This window comes from Virgibacillus proomii, assembly GCF_900162615.1.
GTDB lineage: Bacteria > Bacillota > Bacilli > Bacillales > Amphibacillaceae > Virgibacillus > Virgibacillus proomii.
In genome coordinates, this window is sequence record NZ_FUFN01000010.1 from 1,000,998 (window position 1) to 1,020,579 (window position 19,582).

A 19,582-nucleotide genomic window follows, 5' to 3' on the forward strand; every position below is an offset into this window, starting at 1 on the left:
GGGGGATAAAATGGCGAAAATAGGTTTTATTGGTTTAGGAAATATGGGATTTCCAATGGCAACCGGTCTTTTAAAAGAAGGGGTTGATGTTATTGGTTATGACATAAGTGAGTCGACACTTATTGCTTTTAAAAAGCAAGGAGGAGAGATTTCAACATCGATTGCAAATGTGATTGCAGCGAGTGATGTGATTATGACTAGTTTACCATCTGAGAAAGCTGTAGAAGACGTATATTTAGGAGAAGATGGGCTCATTGAAAATGGCGATCATACTAAAATTTTTATTGATACGAGCACTGTTTCTCCTAAGCTGAATCAAAAACTGGAAGAGGCTTGTCATAAACAGGCGATACCTTTTTTAGCTGCGCCAGTAAGCGGTGGTGTGATTGGCGCAGAAAAGCAAACGCTGACCGTTATGGTTGGAGGAAAACGAGAGGTTTACGAGCAAGCATTATCCATCTTCAAGATAATTGGGGAAAATATCTTTCACGTAAATGAACAAATTGATAGTGGAACAACCGTGAAAATAATTAATAACTTATTAATTGGATTTTATACTGCAGGGGTTAGTGAGGCGCTTCATATTGCGAATAAGAAAAACATAGATTTAGATGACCTTTTTTCCATGCTCAGTGTCAGCTATGGTCAAAGCCGTATTTACGAACGTAATTACAAAACATTTATCGCCAACAATAATTATAAACCAGGCTTTTCCTTAAAGCTCCTGCGGAAAGATTTAGAATTTGCGATGGATGTTGCTGAAAAAAACCAGCTCGACTTACCAATTAGCCAGAAATTACTTTCCCTATATAAAGAAGTGGAAAAGGAAGGTTTTGGAGATAAAGATATGGCGGTACTTTATGAACGCGTACAAAAACAATCAGAATTGAAGGAGGCTTCTAAATGATATCTCAAGAAGTAAAAAGGATAAAAAACTTTATTGGTAATAAGTGGGTGGAATCAACTGGAACGAAAACATTAGATGTTCCAAATCCAGCGACTGGGGAAGTCATTGCACAGGTAGTGTTATCCGAAAAAGAAGATGTTGATCAAGCAGTAGCTGCGGCAAAATCTGCATTTCCAGATTGGGCAGCTGTTCCGGTTCCTAATCGAACGCGTTTGTTGTTTACGTATCTTCAGTTACTTAACCAACATCGAGAAGAATTAGCAAAAATTATTACGCTTGAAAATGGCAAATCGTTCCGAGATGCTGATGGAGAGGTTCAACGTGGGATTGAAGTAGTAGAACTAGCAACTTCGACACCAAACTTAATGATGGGAGATGCCTTGCCCAGCATCGCCAGTGGAATTGATGGTTCGATTTGGCGCTATCCGCTAGGTGTTGTTGCTGGGATCACCCCATTTAATTTTCCAATGATGGTTCCATTGTGGATGTTCCCATTAGCGATTGCTTGTGGGAATACATTTGTGTTAAAAACATCAGAACGAACGCCGGTATTAGCAGAACGATTAGTTGAATTATTCTATCAATCTGGGTTTCCGGATGGGGTGCTTAATCTGGTTCATGGTGGAAAAGAAGTAGTTAATCGGATGTTAGAACATCCGGATATAGAAGCTATTTCATTTGTTGGATCAGAACCTGTTGCAAAGCATGTATATCAAACGGGTACAACTCATGGCAAGCGTGTTCAGGCACTTGCAGGGGCCAAAAACCATGCGATTGTTATGGATGATTGCAACATAGAAAAAACGGTACAAGGTGTAATCGGTGCTGCCTTTGGAAGCAGTGGTGAGCGTTGTATGGCTTGTTCCGTTGTAGCAGTTATAGATGAAATAGCTGATGACTTTATTAGTTTATTGACAGAAGAAACAAAACAGTTAAAAGTTGGCGATGGAATGGATGAGACAGCATTTGTTGGTCCACTTATTCGTAAGTCACATAAAGAAAGAGTAATCAGCTACATTGATAAAGGAGTAGAAGAGGGAGCGGACTTATTAGTTGATGGTCGTCATATTGAAGACGAAGTGCGAGATGGATATTATGTAGGTGCAACGATCTTTGATCATGTAACCCCGAATATGACGATTTGGCAGGATGAAATTTTTGCTCCTGTGTTGAGTATTGTACGCATTAAAGATTTAGAAGCAGGAATAGCATTAACAAATCAGTCAACGTTTGCAAATGGTGCGGTTATTTACACGTCAAGTGGTCGTCATGCACAAACATTCCGTGAACAGATCGATGCAGGCATGATAGGTGTAAACGTTAATGTTCCTGCGCCAATGGCATTTTTTGCATTTGCTGGGAATAAAGCTTCATTTTACGGTGATTTAGGTACGAATGGAAAAGATGGAGTGCAATTTTATACGAGAAAAAAGGTAGTAACCGAACGCTGGTTCTAAACAAAAAGAGACTGGGACATAACTAAAACAGTTGGTTAAAAAACGAACAATAAATCGTCCTTATGTATACGCTAGTTTTTAGCGTAGTCAACATATGTAGACTCATCGGAAATAGCTCAAGCTGAAGATCCCGCAGGAAAGCGATTTTTGCTTTCCGAGGAAGCTTAGGAGAATATGTTGACGTAGCGAGGGTAGGAATTTTTTAACACAAACAAACCGAACAATTATAAATGAATTGTTCGGTTTTTGCTATTTCGTATTTGCTTATGTCCCAGCCCCTTTTTTACAACGTTCATTTTAGAAAAACTTGGCTTGTCGCCAAGACTTTAGCGAAAGCTATCGTTTTTCATATAGGATAAAGTGAAACTTCATTCCGTGGAATGCTTTTTACACGGAATGTTAGTTGAACGAATCGGGCATTTAGGAGCCGTTTTCTCCGACTTAGCCCCTTTGTACGAACTCAGGACTTGAAGTGGGAAACTTACGGCACCTTACATGCGGGATAAACCCTAAAATTTTATACTTTTCTATAGTATAAAAAAGGATTTAATAAGTGAATCTGGAACATCAGCCAATTGCTGATACTTGTAAACTGGTTGTTTATCTTTATCAATGACTACTGATCGAACACCTTCATAAAAGTCATCCGACTTTAAAAAGTTGCGGGCAATAATGAAGTCGGTATCCAAGCATGCTCTAAATGATTTATTTTTGCCTTTAATTAGCTGGGCTAATGTCACTTTTAAGGAAACAGGTGATTTCTCCAATATGGTTTCTTTTGTTTTTTGAGCAAATTCACTATGGTCAGAAGCAAGAGATTCAATAATTTGCTCAACCGTTTCATGGGAAAAATGTTTATCGATTAGTGCCTGATTAACTTGTAAAATCCCGTTATCATCATGTTCACTTGTATATTTCTTAAGTAATTCGTCAAGTTTTTGATGAACGTTTGACTCTTCTGTCCAATTCATGCTTTTGAGTTCAGCCTGAAATGGTTCAAATTGACTGCTATTCATATAAACATCTGCTGCCTTTGCGTATAGAACATCGCTAGCGGTTATAATGCTCGATGTAAGTGCTAAATAACGTCCAGTGAAACCAGGAGCCTGATTTAGGAAATAGGCTGCTCCGACATCGGGGAAAAAACCGATATTCATTTCCGGCATTGCCCATTTTGTCTTTTCAGTGACGATGCGATGACTAGCACCATAGGATAGTCCTACACCTCCACCCATCACAATACCATCTAAATAGGCAATGATTGGCTTTGAGAAGTTTGCTATAAACGCGTCAGTATCATATTCTTTTTTAAAAAATTCCATCGCTTTGTTAAATGCATCTGGATTTTCTTTTGCTTGATATAATGTTTTTATATCGCCTCCAGCACAGAATCCCTTTGGTCCTTCTCCTTTTAGAATAATAACGGAGACAGAAGGATCTTGTTCCCATTCTTTTAGTTTATTATGGATAGGGGAAAGCATGTCATAGGTCAATGAATTAATAGCTTTTGGTCTGTTTAACTTAATGGTGGCAATACCCTGGTTGTGAACCGAAAATAATACGTTTGTCATCAATATGCCTCCTATGTACTATTTATGACGAAACTGGGGCTTACGTTTTTCGACGAAAGCCTGCACGCCTTCTTTTGCATCAGATGTTAAAAATAACTCGCCAAATATTTCATTTTCTCTTTTTAATCCATCAGAAATAGATTGATAGTATCCTTGAACAACACTCTCTACGGCACGGGTAATACTTTGCATACTATTTCCTTCAATAAATGAGCTGGCAATGGTAATAGCTGTAGACATGAGCTCATCAGCGGAAACGGTTAGCTGAACAATGCCAAGTTCAAATGCCTTTTGACTGTCAATATGTTTACCTGTCAGAATTAATTCTAATGCTGTAGCAATACTAGTTATACGGGATAAGCGCTGTGTGCCGCCAAACGAAGGGACAAGTCCGAGTTTAACTTCTGGAAGACCGAGTGTAGCCTTGTCGGAAGCGATTCGATAATGACACCCCATTGCAACTTCCAATCCGCCACCTAATGCCGGTCCGTTAATGGCGGCGATGACCGGTTTTGTCATTGCTTCTAACTCATTGCATAAATTTTGTCCTGCTTTAGACATCTCAAATCCTTTATTATAATCACCCATAGCAGGAACAAATTCCTTAATATTCGCTCCAGCAGCAAAAAATCTTCCTGCACCGGTTAGGATAATCGCATGTACTTCTGAGTTATCTTGTAACTGTTTGAGTACTTCTCTCATTTCTGTAATCATTGCTGAAGATAATGCATTCGCTGGTGGAGAATCCATTGTTAATATAGCTACATTTTTTTTGTAAGTAAGCGTGAGGTGATTCAACTCCATAAGACAATCCTCCTTGACGTTTATAGTTAGTCTACTTTCATTAATGCAAATAAGATGCCAAAGTAAATTACTGTAATAGATATGTGAAACTTTGAACAATTTTTCATTCCCGTTGAGCTTAAACTGAACTAATTAGGGGTTCTTTCCATCGCTCAGTTCCATATCTTGTTTAATTTATGAGTGTTGTGAGATGGAAAAAATCGGGAAATAAAAAAACATCATGTATAACTGTCTATACAATTATACATGATGTTGGCATCCTTCAACAATAAGGAATAGCTCATTACATCTCCACTATTTATTTTTGGAGATTTTTATATGGATTATGTGTTGTGAATTGCTTATAGGCTGTTCCAAAAGCCCAACTATTCTATAGCTGGCAAAGCCTCCGAGAATTTGGATACCCAGCTGTGCTTGTGTTTCGCGCACAGCAGGACAAGAAAAGCTTCGGAAGCGACACATCGCACGAAGAAAAAGCGCATTTCTTTTTTGAGGACAAGAAAAGCTTCGGAAGCGACACATCGCAATTTTTCAAGAATCAGGAACAACCCAATAGCAACATCGAAATTTTCAAGACAAGGAACAAATTTTTCAACGACATTGCGATCTTAGCAACTTTGTCCCTTTTTATCCACTTTTTGAAACGTATTTATAGTTATGAATATTTTTCAACGATACGATAATTTTTATGGGCTACGACAGTAGTAGGAAAACTATGGTTTAATTTAGATGAGTTACGAGATTTTGAGATGTCTACAATAGTACTTCTTTTGCAATGAGATGGCAAAACCTCTCCTTGAAGTAACACATTTTCTTTCTTAAATTCTATTATATCTCCTGGTTTAGCTTTTTTTGAATCAGGTTTAAACATATTTATTCCTCCTTAAGAAATCTGTGCACTCAGTTAATTTCATCATTTTTTTGGTTTCTTTGTAGCCATTCCATTTGTTTTTTCATTTTATTTATTTCTTGAATTTGTTCAGATTGTTTTTGTTTTAGTACTTGAAATGATTGTTCTAATTTAGCGATATTAGCTACTGTTAATCCTAAGGTTTGCATAATTGTACGAATGTTTTCGTTATAATATTCCTGATCTACTTCTTCTTTGTGAGTGTCCTTCGTACTGCATTCTACTATGATTGGAAAATGTCCATTAGCCAACCGCTCTGCAATATCATGCTGCTTGTAATGCTTGCTTTTACAAACCTTAATAAATTTTAAAACATCAATAGCCTCGGGAAGATAATAATTGTCTTCCTCATCTTGTACTTTTGGTACATACATATTGAATTCTTTAATCCAAGCAGCCGCGGTGGATGGTGGAATACCAACGATATGTGATAACCCCTGAAGGTTAAGTAATTCCACTTCTTTCACCTATCTTTCTGTGGTAGTCTAAAATACAATTTCTACCTGTACTAGGAACTACACTATTATCTTAACTAATTAACATGGGAATAGTATGTGAAAAATGTGGAATAAATAAGTAATTTAGATCCTGAATTCTACTAATTTAAAGAAAATTATTCCGACATAACGAGGTGGACTTCCTGATTTTTCGTAGATATTTATTCTGTATGTAATTGGCGGTAAGATCTGCCTTTCCATGCTACGAGGAGAACCCTAGGAGGATAAGTGGAGAATTCAACTGCAATTTAATGTCCGATACCGTTGAGAGCATTTAGGTCATACCCTTGCATAACAATCTGGGGGATAAAAGAAAACCACTATTAAAGATTCACTTTACGTTATAAACATGTTTTCTGAGATTTAGAATTATCGGAATTCCTTGTCTTTCTCATGTTAAATCAAAACATTTATGACTTTAAAGGAAGTATTTATGGCACATGCATCGGTAAATTGGAATGGATAACATCATAACCATCTGTAACTGCTTTAAAGATATTGCATTGTAACAAAAAACATCGTCTACAAAAAACTCCCCATCTTAATGGCTCCCCGTTTAACTATACAATCTTGTAATATCTAAAAGGGCGTTCATTCAGGTTACTACAAAGATGAATTCGGAAACGACAGATTCTAACGATCGTCTTATGGTTGACTATATCCGAATTTTTATAATATACTTAATTCAACAATGTTGAATTGGGTGAAACTAAATGGAATGCGGTAAGTATCTTATTTAATTAGTAAAATAGGACGTTTAAAACAAAAGCAGGATAAGAAGTTCGATGAATCTTACCTTTGCTTAAATGAGTAAACAAAATCGGAGTAGTTATCATATTTATATTGAAAGCGCATTCCTAAAAGAAAGCAGCGGAGAATTTGTTCCGTTGTATTTTCTATTAATTAGCATCTGTTCATATGAATTGAAAAGGAGGAAACGATATGCATTATCCAAGCTTTATTCATTTAAAAGAAGTAGGCCCGAGAGATGGGTTGCAAAATGAAAGTATTTTTATTGATACAGATGATAAGGTAAAATGGATTGATATGCTATCAGATTCCGGGGTCGGTGAAATTGAATATTCTTCGTTTGTTCACCCGAAATGGATTCCTGCACTTAAAGATGCTCAAGAAGTTGGTAAAAAAATTAAACGAAATCCTAATGTTCGTTATTCTGCACTTGTACCAAATCTGAAAGGGCTAGAGCGTGCTTTAGAAGCTGGAATAGATGGGGCATCTGTATTTATGTCGGTAAGTGAGACACATAATCGGAAAAACATTAATAAATCAGTTGATGAAACGTATCCTATTTTAAGAGAAGTGATCAGTGAAGCTAAGTCGGTTGATAAATTTGTTACTGGATATGTATCGACTGTTTTTGATTGTCCTTATGAGGGAAGGATTAACCCGGAACAAGTTATTCGTGTTTGTGATGAGCTATTTGCAGTTGGGGTTGATTTTATTTCGTTGGGGGATACGATCGGGTCTGCAGTTCCCTCTCAAGTAGAAGCACTATTAGAACCTGTTTTAATCCGCTATGATTCGGATAAAATTATTATGCACTTTCATGATACAAGGGGAATGGCAATTGCAAATATATTAACGAGCTTAAATTATGGAATAACCCGTTTTGATAGCGCAGTTGGCGGATTAGGCGGTTGTCCATATGCAAAAGGTGCAGCAGGAAATGTAGCTACTAATGATGTACTGTATTTATTGCACGGTTTGGGGATTAAAACAGGGGTGCAAGAAGATAAGATGCAGCAAGCTGCTTTGTGTATTCAAGATAAGCTCGGCAAGCAGCTTCCTAGTAAAGCACTTGCTTATCACTATAAAAAAACAGTATAAAGTTAGATCAAAAGGTATGAAGTCGTGAAAACAATACGATTTTATCCTTTTTCCATTGTAAAGATAATTCCGTTTCTGCCCAGTGGATGTCTTTTTTGTACTATAGGAAAGTATAAAATTTTTATGGTTTATCCCGCATGTAAGTTGCCGTAAGACTCCCACTTCAAAATCTTGAGTTGATGCAAAAGGTCTAAGTGGGAGAAAACGGCACCTAAATGCCCGATTCGTTTAAGGGCCTTTAGGTCATACCCCCTGAGGTACTAACATTCAGTAGGAGATGGAAGAAAACTCCTACTGAATGAAGTTTCACTTTATCGTATAAGAAAAACGATAGCTTTCGCCATAAAGACTTGCGACAAGCTAAGTCTTTCTAAAAAGTAGCTTCGTCGTCTAGCTAAAGCGCTTATGCTGTTAGCAAAGTTCGATCTCCTTCCTATGAAGTCAACCTCCACCTCTCTCGTATCTTGAATGCAAGATCTGTATTTCTTCTACTTCAAACATCAATCCATTTCATGTCCTTCATATAAGCGCAACTAGGCAGTAACTGACCAAGGGCTTAACGAGTATGTTTTTTCCTGAGAGGGAAGCTGAATGATAAACAAATTTTGATTGGCTTAATAATAAGTGTTGACCTATCTTACATTCTACTATATGATTGTAATGCAATCGTTTGCGCAAAGAGGCTCGTTAGTTTTTAATTTGTTGGAAATAAAAAAACACATATAAGTAACTAGGATCATATTTAAACTACTATATACTTATGGAAAAGCAGCTTTGTAAAATATAGAAAACGATTGCACTAATTATTACCTTGCAGGAAGTAAGTCAATCTATTGCAGCAGATAATGTAGATGGGAATTTAAAGACAGATAATATATATTTTTTCTTCAGGAAAAATCACAGGAATTAGGATCCACTTATGAATTTATATGGGCTTATTCTTATATTGCTTACGATCATGTTGAAGAAGGAATTGCACTATTAATAAGACTCATTTTACGGCAGTCCATGTGAGAATAGAGATCTTTGGTAGACTCGGAAAGCTGTACGGATGACAATTATTTTTAAAAGAAAAATAGCGAGCCTTTATTCCTGTCATATAGGATGGTGAAGGGATGACGAAGAGCCTTTTCAAATACAAATGGATAGTCGCAATTAATAATTAAGCGAATTGTTAATTTATTAAATCTGCATATAGTTAACGAATAAAACAGCATACCTAATTAACTAGAAATAATATAGGAAGAAGGTCATAGATATGAAACAAGTATGGTGGAAAGAAGCTGTAGCCTATCAAATTTATCCTCGCAGTTTTATGGATTCAAATGGTGATGGAATTGGTGATATTAATGGGGTTATTTCTAAGCTGGATTATTTAAAAGATCTTGGTGTTGATTTAATCTGGTTAAGCCCGGTTTATCAATCACCTAATGACGATAATGGCTACGACATAAGTGATTATCGAGCAATCATGCCTGAATTTGGAACGATGGAAAATTTCGATTTACTTTTGGAAGAGGTTCATTGTCGTGGGATGAAACTGATTATGGACCTAGTAATCAATCATACGTCTGATGAACATCCATGGTTCATCGAATCTCGTTCGTCACGAGATAATCCGTATCGAGATTACTATATTTGGCATGAAGGTAAAAATGGAAAAGAGCCAAATAATTGGGCTTCCATATTCGGCGGATCAGCATGGGAATATGATGAACAAACACACGCGTATTATTTGCATGTTTTTTCCAAGAAACAGCCCGACTTAAACTGGGAAAATTCAAATGTCCGTAAAAGTTTATACGATATGATTAATTGGTGGTTGGATAAAGGGATTGATGGATTTCGTATTGATGCTATTTCTCATATTAAAAAGGTGCCAGGATTTCCAGATGTGCCAAATCCGGAAAATAAAAAATATGCTCCTTCCTTTGAAGGTCATATGAATCGTGAAGGAATTCATGAGTTTTTAGCAGAATTAAAACAAGAAACATTTGCTAAGTATGATATTGTAACCGTTGGTGAAGCGAACGGTGTAACGGTAGACGATGCTCATTTATGGGTTGGTGAGCAAGAGGGTAAATTTAATATGGTTTTTCAATTTGAACATCTCGACCTTTGGGGAAAAAGTATTTCCGGTGGATTGGATATTCATGCATTAAAAAGGACATTAACCAAGTGGCAAAAAGGCCTTGAGCGAAATGGATGGAATGCGCTGTTTTTGGAAAATCATGATCAGCCTCGTTCGGTATCAACCTGGGGAAATGATCAAGCTTATCGCAGAGAATCAGCAAAATGTTTAGCTACTCTTTATTTTCTGATGCAAGGAACGCCGTTTATATATCAAGGTCAGGAAATTGGGATGACCAATGTTCAGTTTGATTCCATTGAGGATTACAACGATGTTTCCTGCAAAAATCTGTATGCAGACGAGCGGGAAAATGGAAAAAGTCATGAAGAGATCATGAAAATCATTTGGAAAAATGGACGAGATAACTCTAGGACACCAATGCAATGGAATGATAAAGAAAATGCAGGCTTTACGTCAGGAAAACCTTGGCTAAAAGTAAATCCTAATTATAAGGAAGTGAATGTCGAACGTGAACTAGCTAATCCAAACTCCATTTATCATTATTATCGTCAGTTAATCCAGTTAAGAAAAGAGCTCCCAGTACTTATTTATGGCAGTTATGATCTTATTTTAGAAGATCATGATCAAATCTATGCGTATGTAAGGACGCTTGAAGATCAAAAAGTAATAGTGATTACAAATCTATTCCATGAGGAAGCGGAGTTCATTTTACCGAAAAACGTAACGCTAACTGATAGCAAGTTACTTATTAGTAATTATCCAGCACCGTCTTCGGGGGATATGAATAAGGTTTCTCTAAGACCTTATGAAGCAAGAGTTTACCAACTGTTAAATAACTAATTCTATATTTACAGGGCTAGAATGTATTAAAACGATATGTATTCTAGCTTTTTCTCGAACTTACTTGTAACAGGTATTCATTTAGGAGTGTATTCATTTTTCCCAATATTGATTTGACGTTGGTTCGCTTCTATTTTATGATTAAATATATTTATCTTTAATAGAGGGAGGGCGGGAAAGTACTACCCGCCATGGATGAAATGCAGGTGAAGCGATGAACAACTGATTCCATCCATTGTCTTCTTTCTCTTAATTACCAGTTGTATAAAGAGCACTTACCTTTAATGTTTTAAGAACAAGTGCAACTAGTCGATTGTTTGCATCAGTTACATAACACTAGTAAACATTTTCTTCTTGCATTTAATTGTATGCAAAACTGATACAATAAGTATTCGGTTCTGGTTGAAGTTAGGTATTTATTATAGTGGAAGGGGAGAATAACAATAAATCTGAACAATATTGGAGCAAAAATTAAGCAAATGCGTCTACGAGCAAAAAAAACACAACAGCAAGTGGCAGATGAATGCGGTATATCAAAAAGTTTATTATCAAAGATTGAAAATGGACAAACTGCTTCAGCGATAGCCACATTATCAAAGATTAGTGAGGCATTACATGTTCCATTATCATGGGTACTTGATGATCAGGAAGAACGTGATCTAGTCATCCTTTCCCATACAAAGCGTCAGTTTAAGGTAGGCGATGACAATATGGGGTATTCATATGAATTGTTGGCGAACCGTTCTAGATTTAGTGGGATTGAACCAACGATTGTCCATGTGACACCGCGTGATATGAATATAAGACATGAGGCTTACACGCATTCACAGGATGAGTTTATTTATATATTAGAAGGGGCAATTTATTTACGCTATGAAGGTAAGCAGCACTATATGGAAAAAGGAGATAGTGCTTATTTTAAAGGAGGTAAACCTCATCTGTTTGTTCCTGTTGATAATGAGCCTGCTAAAGTACTAACAGTTTTTATTGACAGCCATTTATAAAAGGGTGATCTAGTCTCAAGTAGTAATATTAGAAGACGAGAGACATAGCCAAAGCAAACAGATGATTGTTCTTTATCTATACCAATTTTATATATTCATTATAAAATCTGATTTAATATCCATTGTTTACCTTTACGCTTCCGCTAAAACTCGTTGTTACATGTAACATAAGACCGCACAACCAGTACTGTGTGGTCTTATTCTGTTGTAGAAATACATAAAAACTTAATCGGTTTATCTGTTCTGTTATACCAATAATGTGGCTTGGATGAATCCAGGAAAACACAATCATGTGGATGTAACACTTCTAGTTGATGGTCTACCTCAATCGTTAATGTTCCTTCTAACACGTATAAAAACTCCTGCCCTTTATGAGAAAAATTATTGCCGCGATTTGCGTCAGGATCGAGAATTATAAGATTAGGAATAAAAGCTGGATTTTCCATCCTGCCAGATAAATTTTTATAAATAAAGCGATTTTCTGTTGCATTCAATGTATCTACAATATTTCGCGTAATGACAGAGCGGGAAGATTTCGGTTGATTAAAAAAATAGCTAGGGTGAACCTCTAAGGCATCGGAAATTTTTTTAAATGACTCCAAAGTAGCTGATGTTTTAGAATGTTCTAATTGGGATAAAAAACTGATAGATAATCCCGTTTTCTCGGAAATGTTTTTTAATGTTAAGTTCTTTTGCTTGCGCAGCTGTTTGATTCTTACTCCAAGATTCCATGATGTTTCCATTTATCCCTCTCCTTTCTGGGTAGTTTTTTGACTGTCTGGAAAACGAGATCCGTTTTTACATGCCACATATCCTTTTTTGCAATTCCTTCTTCGTCGTCCAGCGTAAGCGCTCGAGCGACTAGCAAACTTCGCTAACCCGAGGCTTACACTTTTTGCTCAAAAAATTATATGGGTTGAAAAAACAACATAAGAAAAATCCGTTAGTTCCATTAGGCATTCTTATCCCTTTTTGAATAACCTCTAAGCAATTAGTTGACGAAAAAGCAAAAACTGTCTTATAATTTAGTTAACCACAATTTAAGTAATACTTAAATTATTTTAAGAAAAATAATTTAAAAATTATTACCGTTCTAAGTATATATATCAATATACTCCAATTGAGAAGAAAACAAATAATAATATAATCGAAAAAGGATTATGGTGGTAATTAAATAATGCAGTATAACTTTGAATCGTTAAAGTGCTGATCTTATTGAAAACGCTTCCTTTTTGGGGTGTTCAATTATAATAAGGGGGTTTTTACATGGTAGTACCATACAAACATGAGCCATTTACTGATTTTACAGTGGAAGAAAATAAGCAAAAAATGCTTTCTGCCCTTAAAAAAGTGGAGAAAGAGCTTGGTAAGGAATATCCACTTATTATTGGCGGGGAACGAGTTACAACCGAAGAGAAAATCGTATCTGTAAATCCGGCTAATAAGAATGAGGTAGTTGGCTATGTCTCTAAGGCGAATCAGGAATTAGCAGAAAAAGCAATACAAGTAGCGGATAAAACTTTTACCACTTGGAGAAAATCGGATCCAAAATTCCGAGCAGATTTGCTATTTCGCGCAGCAGCAATTATTCGCCGAAGGAAGTACGAATTTACTGCGCACCTAATAAAGGAAGGCGGTAAGCCATGGAAGGAAGCAGATGCAGATACTGCTGAAGCAATTGACTTCTTAGAGTATTACGGAAGGCAAATGTTGAAGTTGAAGGATGGAGTAAAAATAAATAGCCGTCCAATTGAGCATAACCAATATCATTATATCCCACTAGGCGTTGGTGTCGTTATTTCACCATGGAACTTTTTATTTGCTATTATGGCTGGCACCACTGTTGCTGCTATGGTTACAGGAAATACAGTATTGCTTAAGCCTGCCAGTGCAACACCGGTTATTGCTTATAAATTTATGGAAGTATTAGAAGAAGCAGGACTTCCCAAAGGAGTAATCAATTATATTCCTGGTTCGGGAAAAGAGGTTGGTGATTATTTAGTCGATCATCCGCGTACACGTTTTATAAGCTTTACCGGTTCTCGTGAGGTTGGTACCCGTATCTTTGAACGTGCTGCTAAAGTTCAAGAGGGACAGATTTGGTTAAAGCGCACCATTATTGAAATGGGCGGAAAAGATACGATTATCGTTGATAAAGAAGCGGATCTGGAATTAGCTGCTCAATCCGTTGTTCAGTCTGCTTTCGGTTTTTCAGGTCAAAAATGTTCTGCATGTTCACGGGTGGTTATTCATGAGGATGTTTATGAAGAAGTTAAAAATCGCATCGTTGAATTAACAAATGAATTGTCGGTTGGCGATCCACATGATAATACACACTTTATGGGTCCGGTTATCGATCAAGCAGCATACGATAAAATAATGGATTATATTGAAATTGGTAAGCAAGAAGGTGAGTTATTAATCGGTGGAGACGGTGATGATAGTAAGGGCTGGATGATTCATCCAACCGTGTTTGCTGATGTAAATCCAAAAGCGCGAATAATGCAGGAGGAGATATTTGGACCGGTGGTTGCTTTAACTAAAGCAAAGGATTTCACAGAGGCTATAGATATTGCTAATAACACGGAGTATGGTTTAACCGGTGCAGTTATTACAAATAATCGTGAACATGTGGAACAGGCAAGAGAAGATTTCCATGTCGGAAACCTATACTTTAATCGAGGCTGTACAGCGGCAATCGTAGGCTATCAGCCATTTGGCGGCTTTAACATGTCTGGAACCGATTCAAAAGCCGGTGGACCAGACTATTTAATTCAGCATATGCAAGGAAAAACAACTTCTGAAATGTTTTAACTAATATAGAGACTTCGTATTTCCCTCCATAGTTGGCAACATCAACTATAGGGGGCCCTTTTTTATTTCATTTCCTACACCGATTTTCGTGTTTAGGAGAAGATATCCGTTTCTTCATGGATAACTTTTTTGAAAAGTAGCTTCGTCTAGCTTGCGTGCTCAATGCCTAGTAAACTTGGATTTCCTTCCTATGATAAATCAACATCGTCTCGAATCTAAAGGAAGGCCGACTAAAGGAGGGCTTGATGCTCAGGCGTTGGCATCCCCCTGTTTTTAGTAATATGTTTTCTTTGTTACGTCGCTGACCGAGCGCTTCTAGGATTTTGTTCTGTCTAAGACAGAATTTCGAGATGGTTGGGAGGGAAGATAAATATGGAACAATTAATGCGAAATTTCTTTTTGTTTTTATCAAACAATAAAGCGTTAACAAAAGCAGCCAAAAAATATGGATTCCGATTTGGAGCATCTCGCTTTGTAGCAGGTGTAAATATTCATGAAGCTGCCAAAAAAATAAAGGAATTGAATGAAAAGGGCTTTGTTATAACGGTTGATCATTTAGGCGAATTTATCGATAATGAAACGGAAGCTAGACAGTCAGCACAGGAATGTATCCGTGCTATTCAGGTCATTGCTCATCAACAATTAAATGCAGAGTTGTCGTTAAAGCTAACATCATTAGGAATGGATATTTCTTACGAGCTTGTTATGGAAAACATGCGCAATATAATGCAGACGGCGAAAGAACATCAAGTGATTGTAACGCTGGATATGGAAGATTATGGGCGGTTGGAGCAGACGTTAGATATTTTTACTACTTTAAAACAGGAATTCGATAATGTCGGTACGGTTTTACAAGCTTATTTATATCGAGTAGAAAAAGATTTAGAGGCATTGAATAAATATAAACCGTATTTGCGTTTAGTTAAAGGAGCATACAAAGAATCCGAGGAGGTTGCTTTTCCTAATAAAGCCGATGTCGATAAAAATTACAAAAAAATAATCAAACAAAACTTATTGTATGGTAATTATACGGCAATAGCAACACATGATGATGAAATAATCGAATATACAAAGGAACTAGAACAAACCTATCATCTATCACGGGATCAATTCGAATTTCAAATGCTTTATGGGATTCGGAATGACCTGCAGGACAGATTATTAAAAGAAGGCTACAAAGTTAGAATCTACCTGCCTTATGGTGAAGATTGGTTTGGCTATAATATGCGACGTTTAGCAGAGCGTCCTGCCAATGTTATGTTTGTTTTAAGAGGAGTTTTAAAAAAATCAAAATGAATGACTTTTGAATGCCAGAAAAGGAGCGTTCCATGTTAATTATTTCAAAAACGGAAATTCAAGCTCACTATTCGATAAGTGATGCGATAAAAGATATAAAACTAGGATTAGATGCAAAAAAGTCTGGAAAGATAGTAAACCCCCATCGTACGGTGATTAGTCTACCGAAATATCAAGCCTCCAGCTTGTATATGCCAAGTGCAGATCTATCATCAGATATTGCATCGATAAAAGTCGTGAGCATTTTCCCCGAAAACCCTAAACAAGGTAAAAAAACGACGCAGGGCGTCCTTTTACTGACAGATGCTGCAACCGGTGAGCATATTTGTATGATGGATGCTTCTTATTTAACGCGTTTACGCACAGGGGCATTAAGTGCGATTGCTACAGACAAACTCGCACGTGCTAATGCCAAAATACTAGGTATAATTGGTACTGGGGCAATGGCTTTTGAACAAGTGATGGGTGTACTTGCTGTACGAGAACTTGAAAAAATAGTTTTATATAATCGGACATTGGAAAAAGCTGTACGCTTTAAAACAAATCTTTTAGCTTCGGGAGTAGATATACCTGTTAGAGTCGTTAATCGCTCGAAAGAAATAGTGCAAGTAGCTGATATTATAATATGCAGTACACGATCGCATGAACCTGTATTTGCTGGAAAGGATCTTCAACCAGGAACGCATATAAATGGGATTGGTTCATTTTTACCTTCGATGAGAGAGGTTGATCTTGTAACTATTAAACGTGCTACTCAGATTGTTGTTGATGATCTTTCTAGTGCAAAAGAAGAAGCAGGAGAATTAATTTACGCTGAAAAGCAAAGCGATTTTAACTTTTGGGATATAGTAGGGGAACTAATGGATTATGAATTATTATCTCGTTCTTCTGATGATGAAATTACCTTTTTTAAATCGGTGGGGTCCGCATATTTTGATTTAGTCGTCGCTACAGGCATTTATAAAAAGGCAATTTTATTAAGTTGTGGTCAAATAGTTGAAATATAATTCACAAAAATATGACTTGACAGATTATTTTGTTTTAAGTATTATTAGTTGTAATATTCTATAACAGCAAAAAATGAAAATCTATTTTTGCGTTTTAGTAATAAAAAATATCTGGTACAGAGAAATGCGGCACTCGATTTTAATTGGTGATCCGCATAAAAATTAAAGAAAGAATTAAACGGATACACTTCCTAAATCGAACTTCTAGCTCCAATGTGACAAATCAAGAAGGATAGGTTTTTTAATTTTGAAACATTTACGTTTCAATTATCCTTTATACGGGCTGTCATTTTAATTGTATATTTTATTTTGTCATTTTGTCATATAGGAAAAAACAAAAAGTAATCCTAATAAAGAGGTTCGGTGACTTATTCCTAAACTCTGACATTATCGTACAGGATCGATATAAAACAATTATTTTAAGTTTTTAACTTATTTTCAACTTCCACATAATTGTCTCTAACTCAGCTGTATATCAGTATATAAACATATTCTGCAGAAAAGAGGTTCGTTTTTAGATTAAAATTAATTCAAAGTTAAGTTTATTGTTAACAGTATATTATATAGATGGTAATTAGTTTTGATATAATAATGATAGCTCAATAGGATGGAATCATCAAAATGGAGTATTACCCGAAAATGTTATTTATAAATAATTTTATCTTATCTCGAGTCGGGGGAGGAACCTGGTCCTGTGATCCCGCAGCAACCGTTACTTGTAACAAGGTGCTAATTCCAGCAAGCTTTTTGCTTGAAAGATGAGAAGTGTTGTATGGTTATGTATGCCTCTTCCTCATCGGAAGGGGCATTTTTAGTTAGAAGCCAACTCAATGCCAAAAAATTTTTATGTCTAATTTTTAATCCGACGAAGTGGTTGCTTGAATAGATCCTAGTATTAACGAGACGGTTTAACCAAATAGTACTATAAAACCAACTAAAACGATGTGGATAATTTAATTTAAGTTAATGAAGGGTGCTCCCTTGGAAAATATCAATTATGGAGGAGATTAAAAGATGACAAAGCAAATTCATTTAAATGGGTTTATTCAAAACTCACCATCACCGCATTCTATTGGGCTATGGAAACATGACAAAGATTTAGGAAGGAAACATAATACTTTATCGTACTGGACAGAAGTAGCGAAAATATTAGAAAAAGGAAAATTTGATGCTCTATTTATTGCCGATGTATTAGGTACGTATAGCACGTATGAAAATAGCCATCGTGCAGCAACAACGCATGCAGTTCAGCTTCCGGCACATGATCCGCTTGTACCCATTTCCGCTATGGCCGCTGTGACGAAGCACTTAGGATTTGCTGCGACTATTTCTACTACTTATGCACAGCCTTATTCATTAGCAAGGCAGCTTTCTACATTGGATCACTTAACCAATGGAAGGATTGCTTGGAATGTCGTGACCTCATATTTGGAAAGTGAAGCAAAAAACCTTGGGCTTAAAGACCGCTTACCAAAAGAGCTTCGGTATCAACGAGCAGATGAATTTTTGGAAGTGGTGTATAAGCTCTGGGAGCATAGTTGGGAGGAACATTCCGTTGTTTATGACAAGAACAATGATCAATTTGCTGATCCGAATAAAGTGCATCTGATTAATCACAAGGGTAGATATTTCAATGTTCCTGGTCCGCATTTAGTAGAGCCATCTCCGCAACGAACTCCGGTTATTTTTCAAGCTGGTGCCTCACCAAAAGGAAGGGATTTTGCTGCTACGCATGCGGAAGCAGTATTTACGAAAAACCATTCCTTAAAAGCTGTAAAAGAATACACCATTGATTTACGAGCGCGAGCAAAAAAGAAAGGTAGAAATCCAAAAAATATAAAGATTTTTTTAATGATACTTCCAATTGTTGGTCGAACGGAAGAAGAAGCGTACCGAAAGTATCAGCAATTAACAGAACACGTCAGTTATGAGGGAACTGCAGCTTTATTGTCGGGACATACAGGAATAGATTTCGCCCAATATGACCCTGATCAATATATTGAAAATATGGAAACAGATGCTGTACAAGGTAATTTAGATATGTACACAAAAGATCCAAATAAGAAATGGACACTAAAAGAGGCGGTAAAAAATCATGGACTTGGTAATGGTACTGTAAAATTTATTGGGACACCTGAACAAATCGCTGATGAAATGCAAGTTTGGGCAACAGAAGGGGATATAGATGGCTTCAATATTGCGCAATTTTACTCCCCTGGAACTTTTTCTGAATTTGTTGATTATGTTGTACCCGTCTTACAAGAACGGGGTATTTTCAGAAGAAACTATGAAGCAGTTACTTTAAGGGAACATTTATTTGGAAAAGGTCACGTAAATATATCGGATGAACATCCTGCCCGTAACGGTTTAACCGTTTAATACGTTCTTCTAATAAGTGAGGAGGGGAGAATGGATGAGTTCTATTACAACCTATATTTGGATTGGTTTTACTGTTTTTCTTTCCGTTATGTTTATTTCTTGGCTTGGTTAGTGCAAAGAAAACAAAGCACACCCGTGATTTTGTGATCGGAAGTG

At 36.5% G+C, this 19,582-nt stretch carries 14 protein-coding genes and 1 riboswitch; of the genes, 9 read left to right on the forward strand and 5 right to left on the reverse strand.

Annotation, left to right across the window (positions count from 1 at the left end; translation table 11 throughout):
- Nucleotides 1-10: 10 nt before the first annotated feature.
- Complete coding sequence (locus BN1066_RS12410) at nucleotides 11-907, forward strand: NAD(P)-dependent oxidoreductase (RefSeq protein WP_077319806.1); 897 nt, start codon at nucleotides 11-13, stop codon at nucleotides 905-907.
- On the forward strand, nucleotides 904-2,364 hold the full coding sequence (locus BN1066_RS12415; RefSeq protein WP_077319807.1) for a CoA-acylating methylmalonate-semialdehyde dehydrogenase: 1,461 nt from the start codon (nucleotides 904-906) through the stop codon (nucleotides 2,362-2,364). The genes BN1066_RS12410 and BN1066_RS12415 overlap by 4 nt, the downstream gene beginning before the upstream one ends.
- 527 nt (nucleotides 2,365-2,891) lie before the next feature.
- Here the strand turns inward: BN1066_RS12415 and BN1066_RS19875 are convergent.
- The 4 genes from BN1066_RS19875 to BN1066_RS12430 form a co-directional block, all read right to left on the reverse strand.
- A complete protein-coding gene (locus tag BN1066_RS19875; RefSeq protein ID WP_143695807.1) occupies nucleotides 2,892-3,938 on the reverse strand; it encodes an enoyl-CoA hydratase/isomerase family protein in 1,047 nt (348 codons plus the stop codon).
- A 15-nt stretch (nucleotides 3,939-3,953) separates the two neighbouring features.
- On the reverse strand, nucleotides 3,954-4,739 hold the full coding sequence (locus tag BN1066_RS19880; RefSeq protein WP_143695809.1) for an enoyl-CoA hydratase-related protein: 786 nt from the start codon (nucleotides 4,737-4,739) through the stop codon (nucleotides 3,954-3,956).
- 655 nt (nucleotides 4,740-5,394) lie between these two features.
- Nucleotides 5,395-5,610: a YkvS family protein gene (locus tag BN1066_RS12425; RefSeq protein WP_077319808.1), complete on the reverse strand. Its 216-nt coding sequence runs from the start codon at nucleotides 5,608-5,610 to the stop codon at nucleotides 5,395-5,397.
- A gap of 29 nt (nucleotides 5,611-5,639) precedes the next feature.
- Nucleotides 5,640-6,107, reverse strand: a complete 468-nt coding sequence (locus BN1066_RS12430; protein WP_179104384.1) for a MerR family transcriptional regulator — start codon at nucleotides 6,105-6,107, stop codon at nucleotides 5,640-5,642.
- Between the two features lie 981 nt (nucleotides 6,108-7,088).
- Between BN1066_RS12430 and BN1066_RS12435 the strand changes: the two genes are divergently transcribed.
- The 3 genes from BN1066_RS12435 to BN1066_RS12445 all read left to right on the forward strand — a co-directional run bounded on the left by BN1066_RS12435 (nucleotide 7,089) and on the right by BN1066_RS12445 (nucleotide 11,930).
- The gene (locus BN1066_RS12435; RefSeq protein WP_077319810.1) at nucleotides 7,089-7,994 is read left to right on the forward strand and encodes a hydroxymethylglutaryl-CoA lyase; all 906 of its coding nucleotides are present in this window, start codon (nucleotides 7,089-7,091) and stop codon (nucleotides 7,992-7,994) included.
- Nucleotides 7,995-9,252: 1,258 nt separating this feature from the next.
- Complete coding sequence (locus BN1066_RS12440; RefSeq protein WP_077319811.1) at nucleotides 9,253-10,926, forward strand: glycoside hydrolase family 13 protein; 1,674 nt, start codon at nucleotides 9,253-9,255, stop codon at nucleotides 10,924-10,926.
- A gap of 458 nt (nucleotides 10,927-11,384) precedes the next feature.
- A complete protein-coding gene (locus BN1066_RS12445; RefSeq protein ID WP_281250290.1) occupies nucleotides 11,385-11,930 on the forward strand; it encodes a helix-turn-helix domain-containing protein in 546 nt (181 codons plus the stop codon).
- Nucleotides 11,931-12,127: 197 nt separating this feature from the next.
- Here BN1066_RS12445 and BN1066_RS12450 read toward each other — a convergent pair whose 3' ends face one another.
- Nucleotides 12,128-12,673, reverse strand: a complete 546-nt coding sequence (locus BN1066_RS12450; protein WP_077319813.1) for a helix-turn-helix domain-containing protein — start codon at nucleotides 12,671-12,673, stop codon at nucleotides 12,128-12,130.
- Nucleotides 12,674-13,196: 523 nt separating this feature from the next.
- Here BN1066_RS12450 and pruA point away from each other — a divergent pair.
- The 4 genes from pruA to BN1066_RS12470 all read left to right on the forward strand — a co-directional run bounded on the left by pruA (nucleotide 13,197) and on the right by BN1066_RS12470 (nucleotide 19,426).
- On the forward strand, nucleotides 13,197-14,744 hold the full coding sequence (gene pruA / locus BN1066_RS12455) for an L-glutamate gamma-semialdehyde dehydrogenase (protein WP_077319814.1): 1,548 nt from the start codon (nucleotides 13,197-13,199) through the stop codon (nucleotides 14,742-14,744).
- Nucleotides 14,745-15,116: 372 nt separating this feature from the next.
- The gene (locus BN1066_RS12460) at nucleotides 15,117-16,040 is read left to right on the forward strand and encodes a proline dehydrogenase family protein (RefSeq protein ID WP_077319815.1); all 924 of its coding nucleotides are present in this window, start codon (nucleotides 15,117-15,119) and stop codon (nucleotides 16,038-16,040) included.
- Nucleotides 16,041-16,072: 32 nt separating this feature from the next.
- Nucleotides 16,073-17,047 carry an ornithine cyclodeaminase family protein gene (locus tag BN1066_RS12465; protein ID WP_077321458.1) on the forward strand — a complete coding sequence of 325 codons (975 nt, stop codon included), beginning with the start codon at nucleotides 16,073-16,075 and terminating at the stop codon, nucleotides 17,045-17,047.
- Between the two features lie 660 nt (nucleotides 17,048-17,707).
- Nucleotides 17,708-17,812, forward strand: a riboswitch (SAM riboswitch).
- Nucleotides 17,813-18,061: 249 nt separating this feature from the next.
- Nucleotides 18,062-19,426 carry an LLM class flavin-dependent oxidoreductase gene (locus BN1066_RS12470; RefSeq protein ID WP_077319816.1) on the forward strand — a complete coding sequence of 455 codons (1,365 nt, stop codon included), beginning with the start codon at nucleotides 18,062-18,064 and terminating at the stop codon, nucleotides 19,424-19,426.
- Nucleotides 19,427-19,582: the final 156 nt, after the last annotated feature.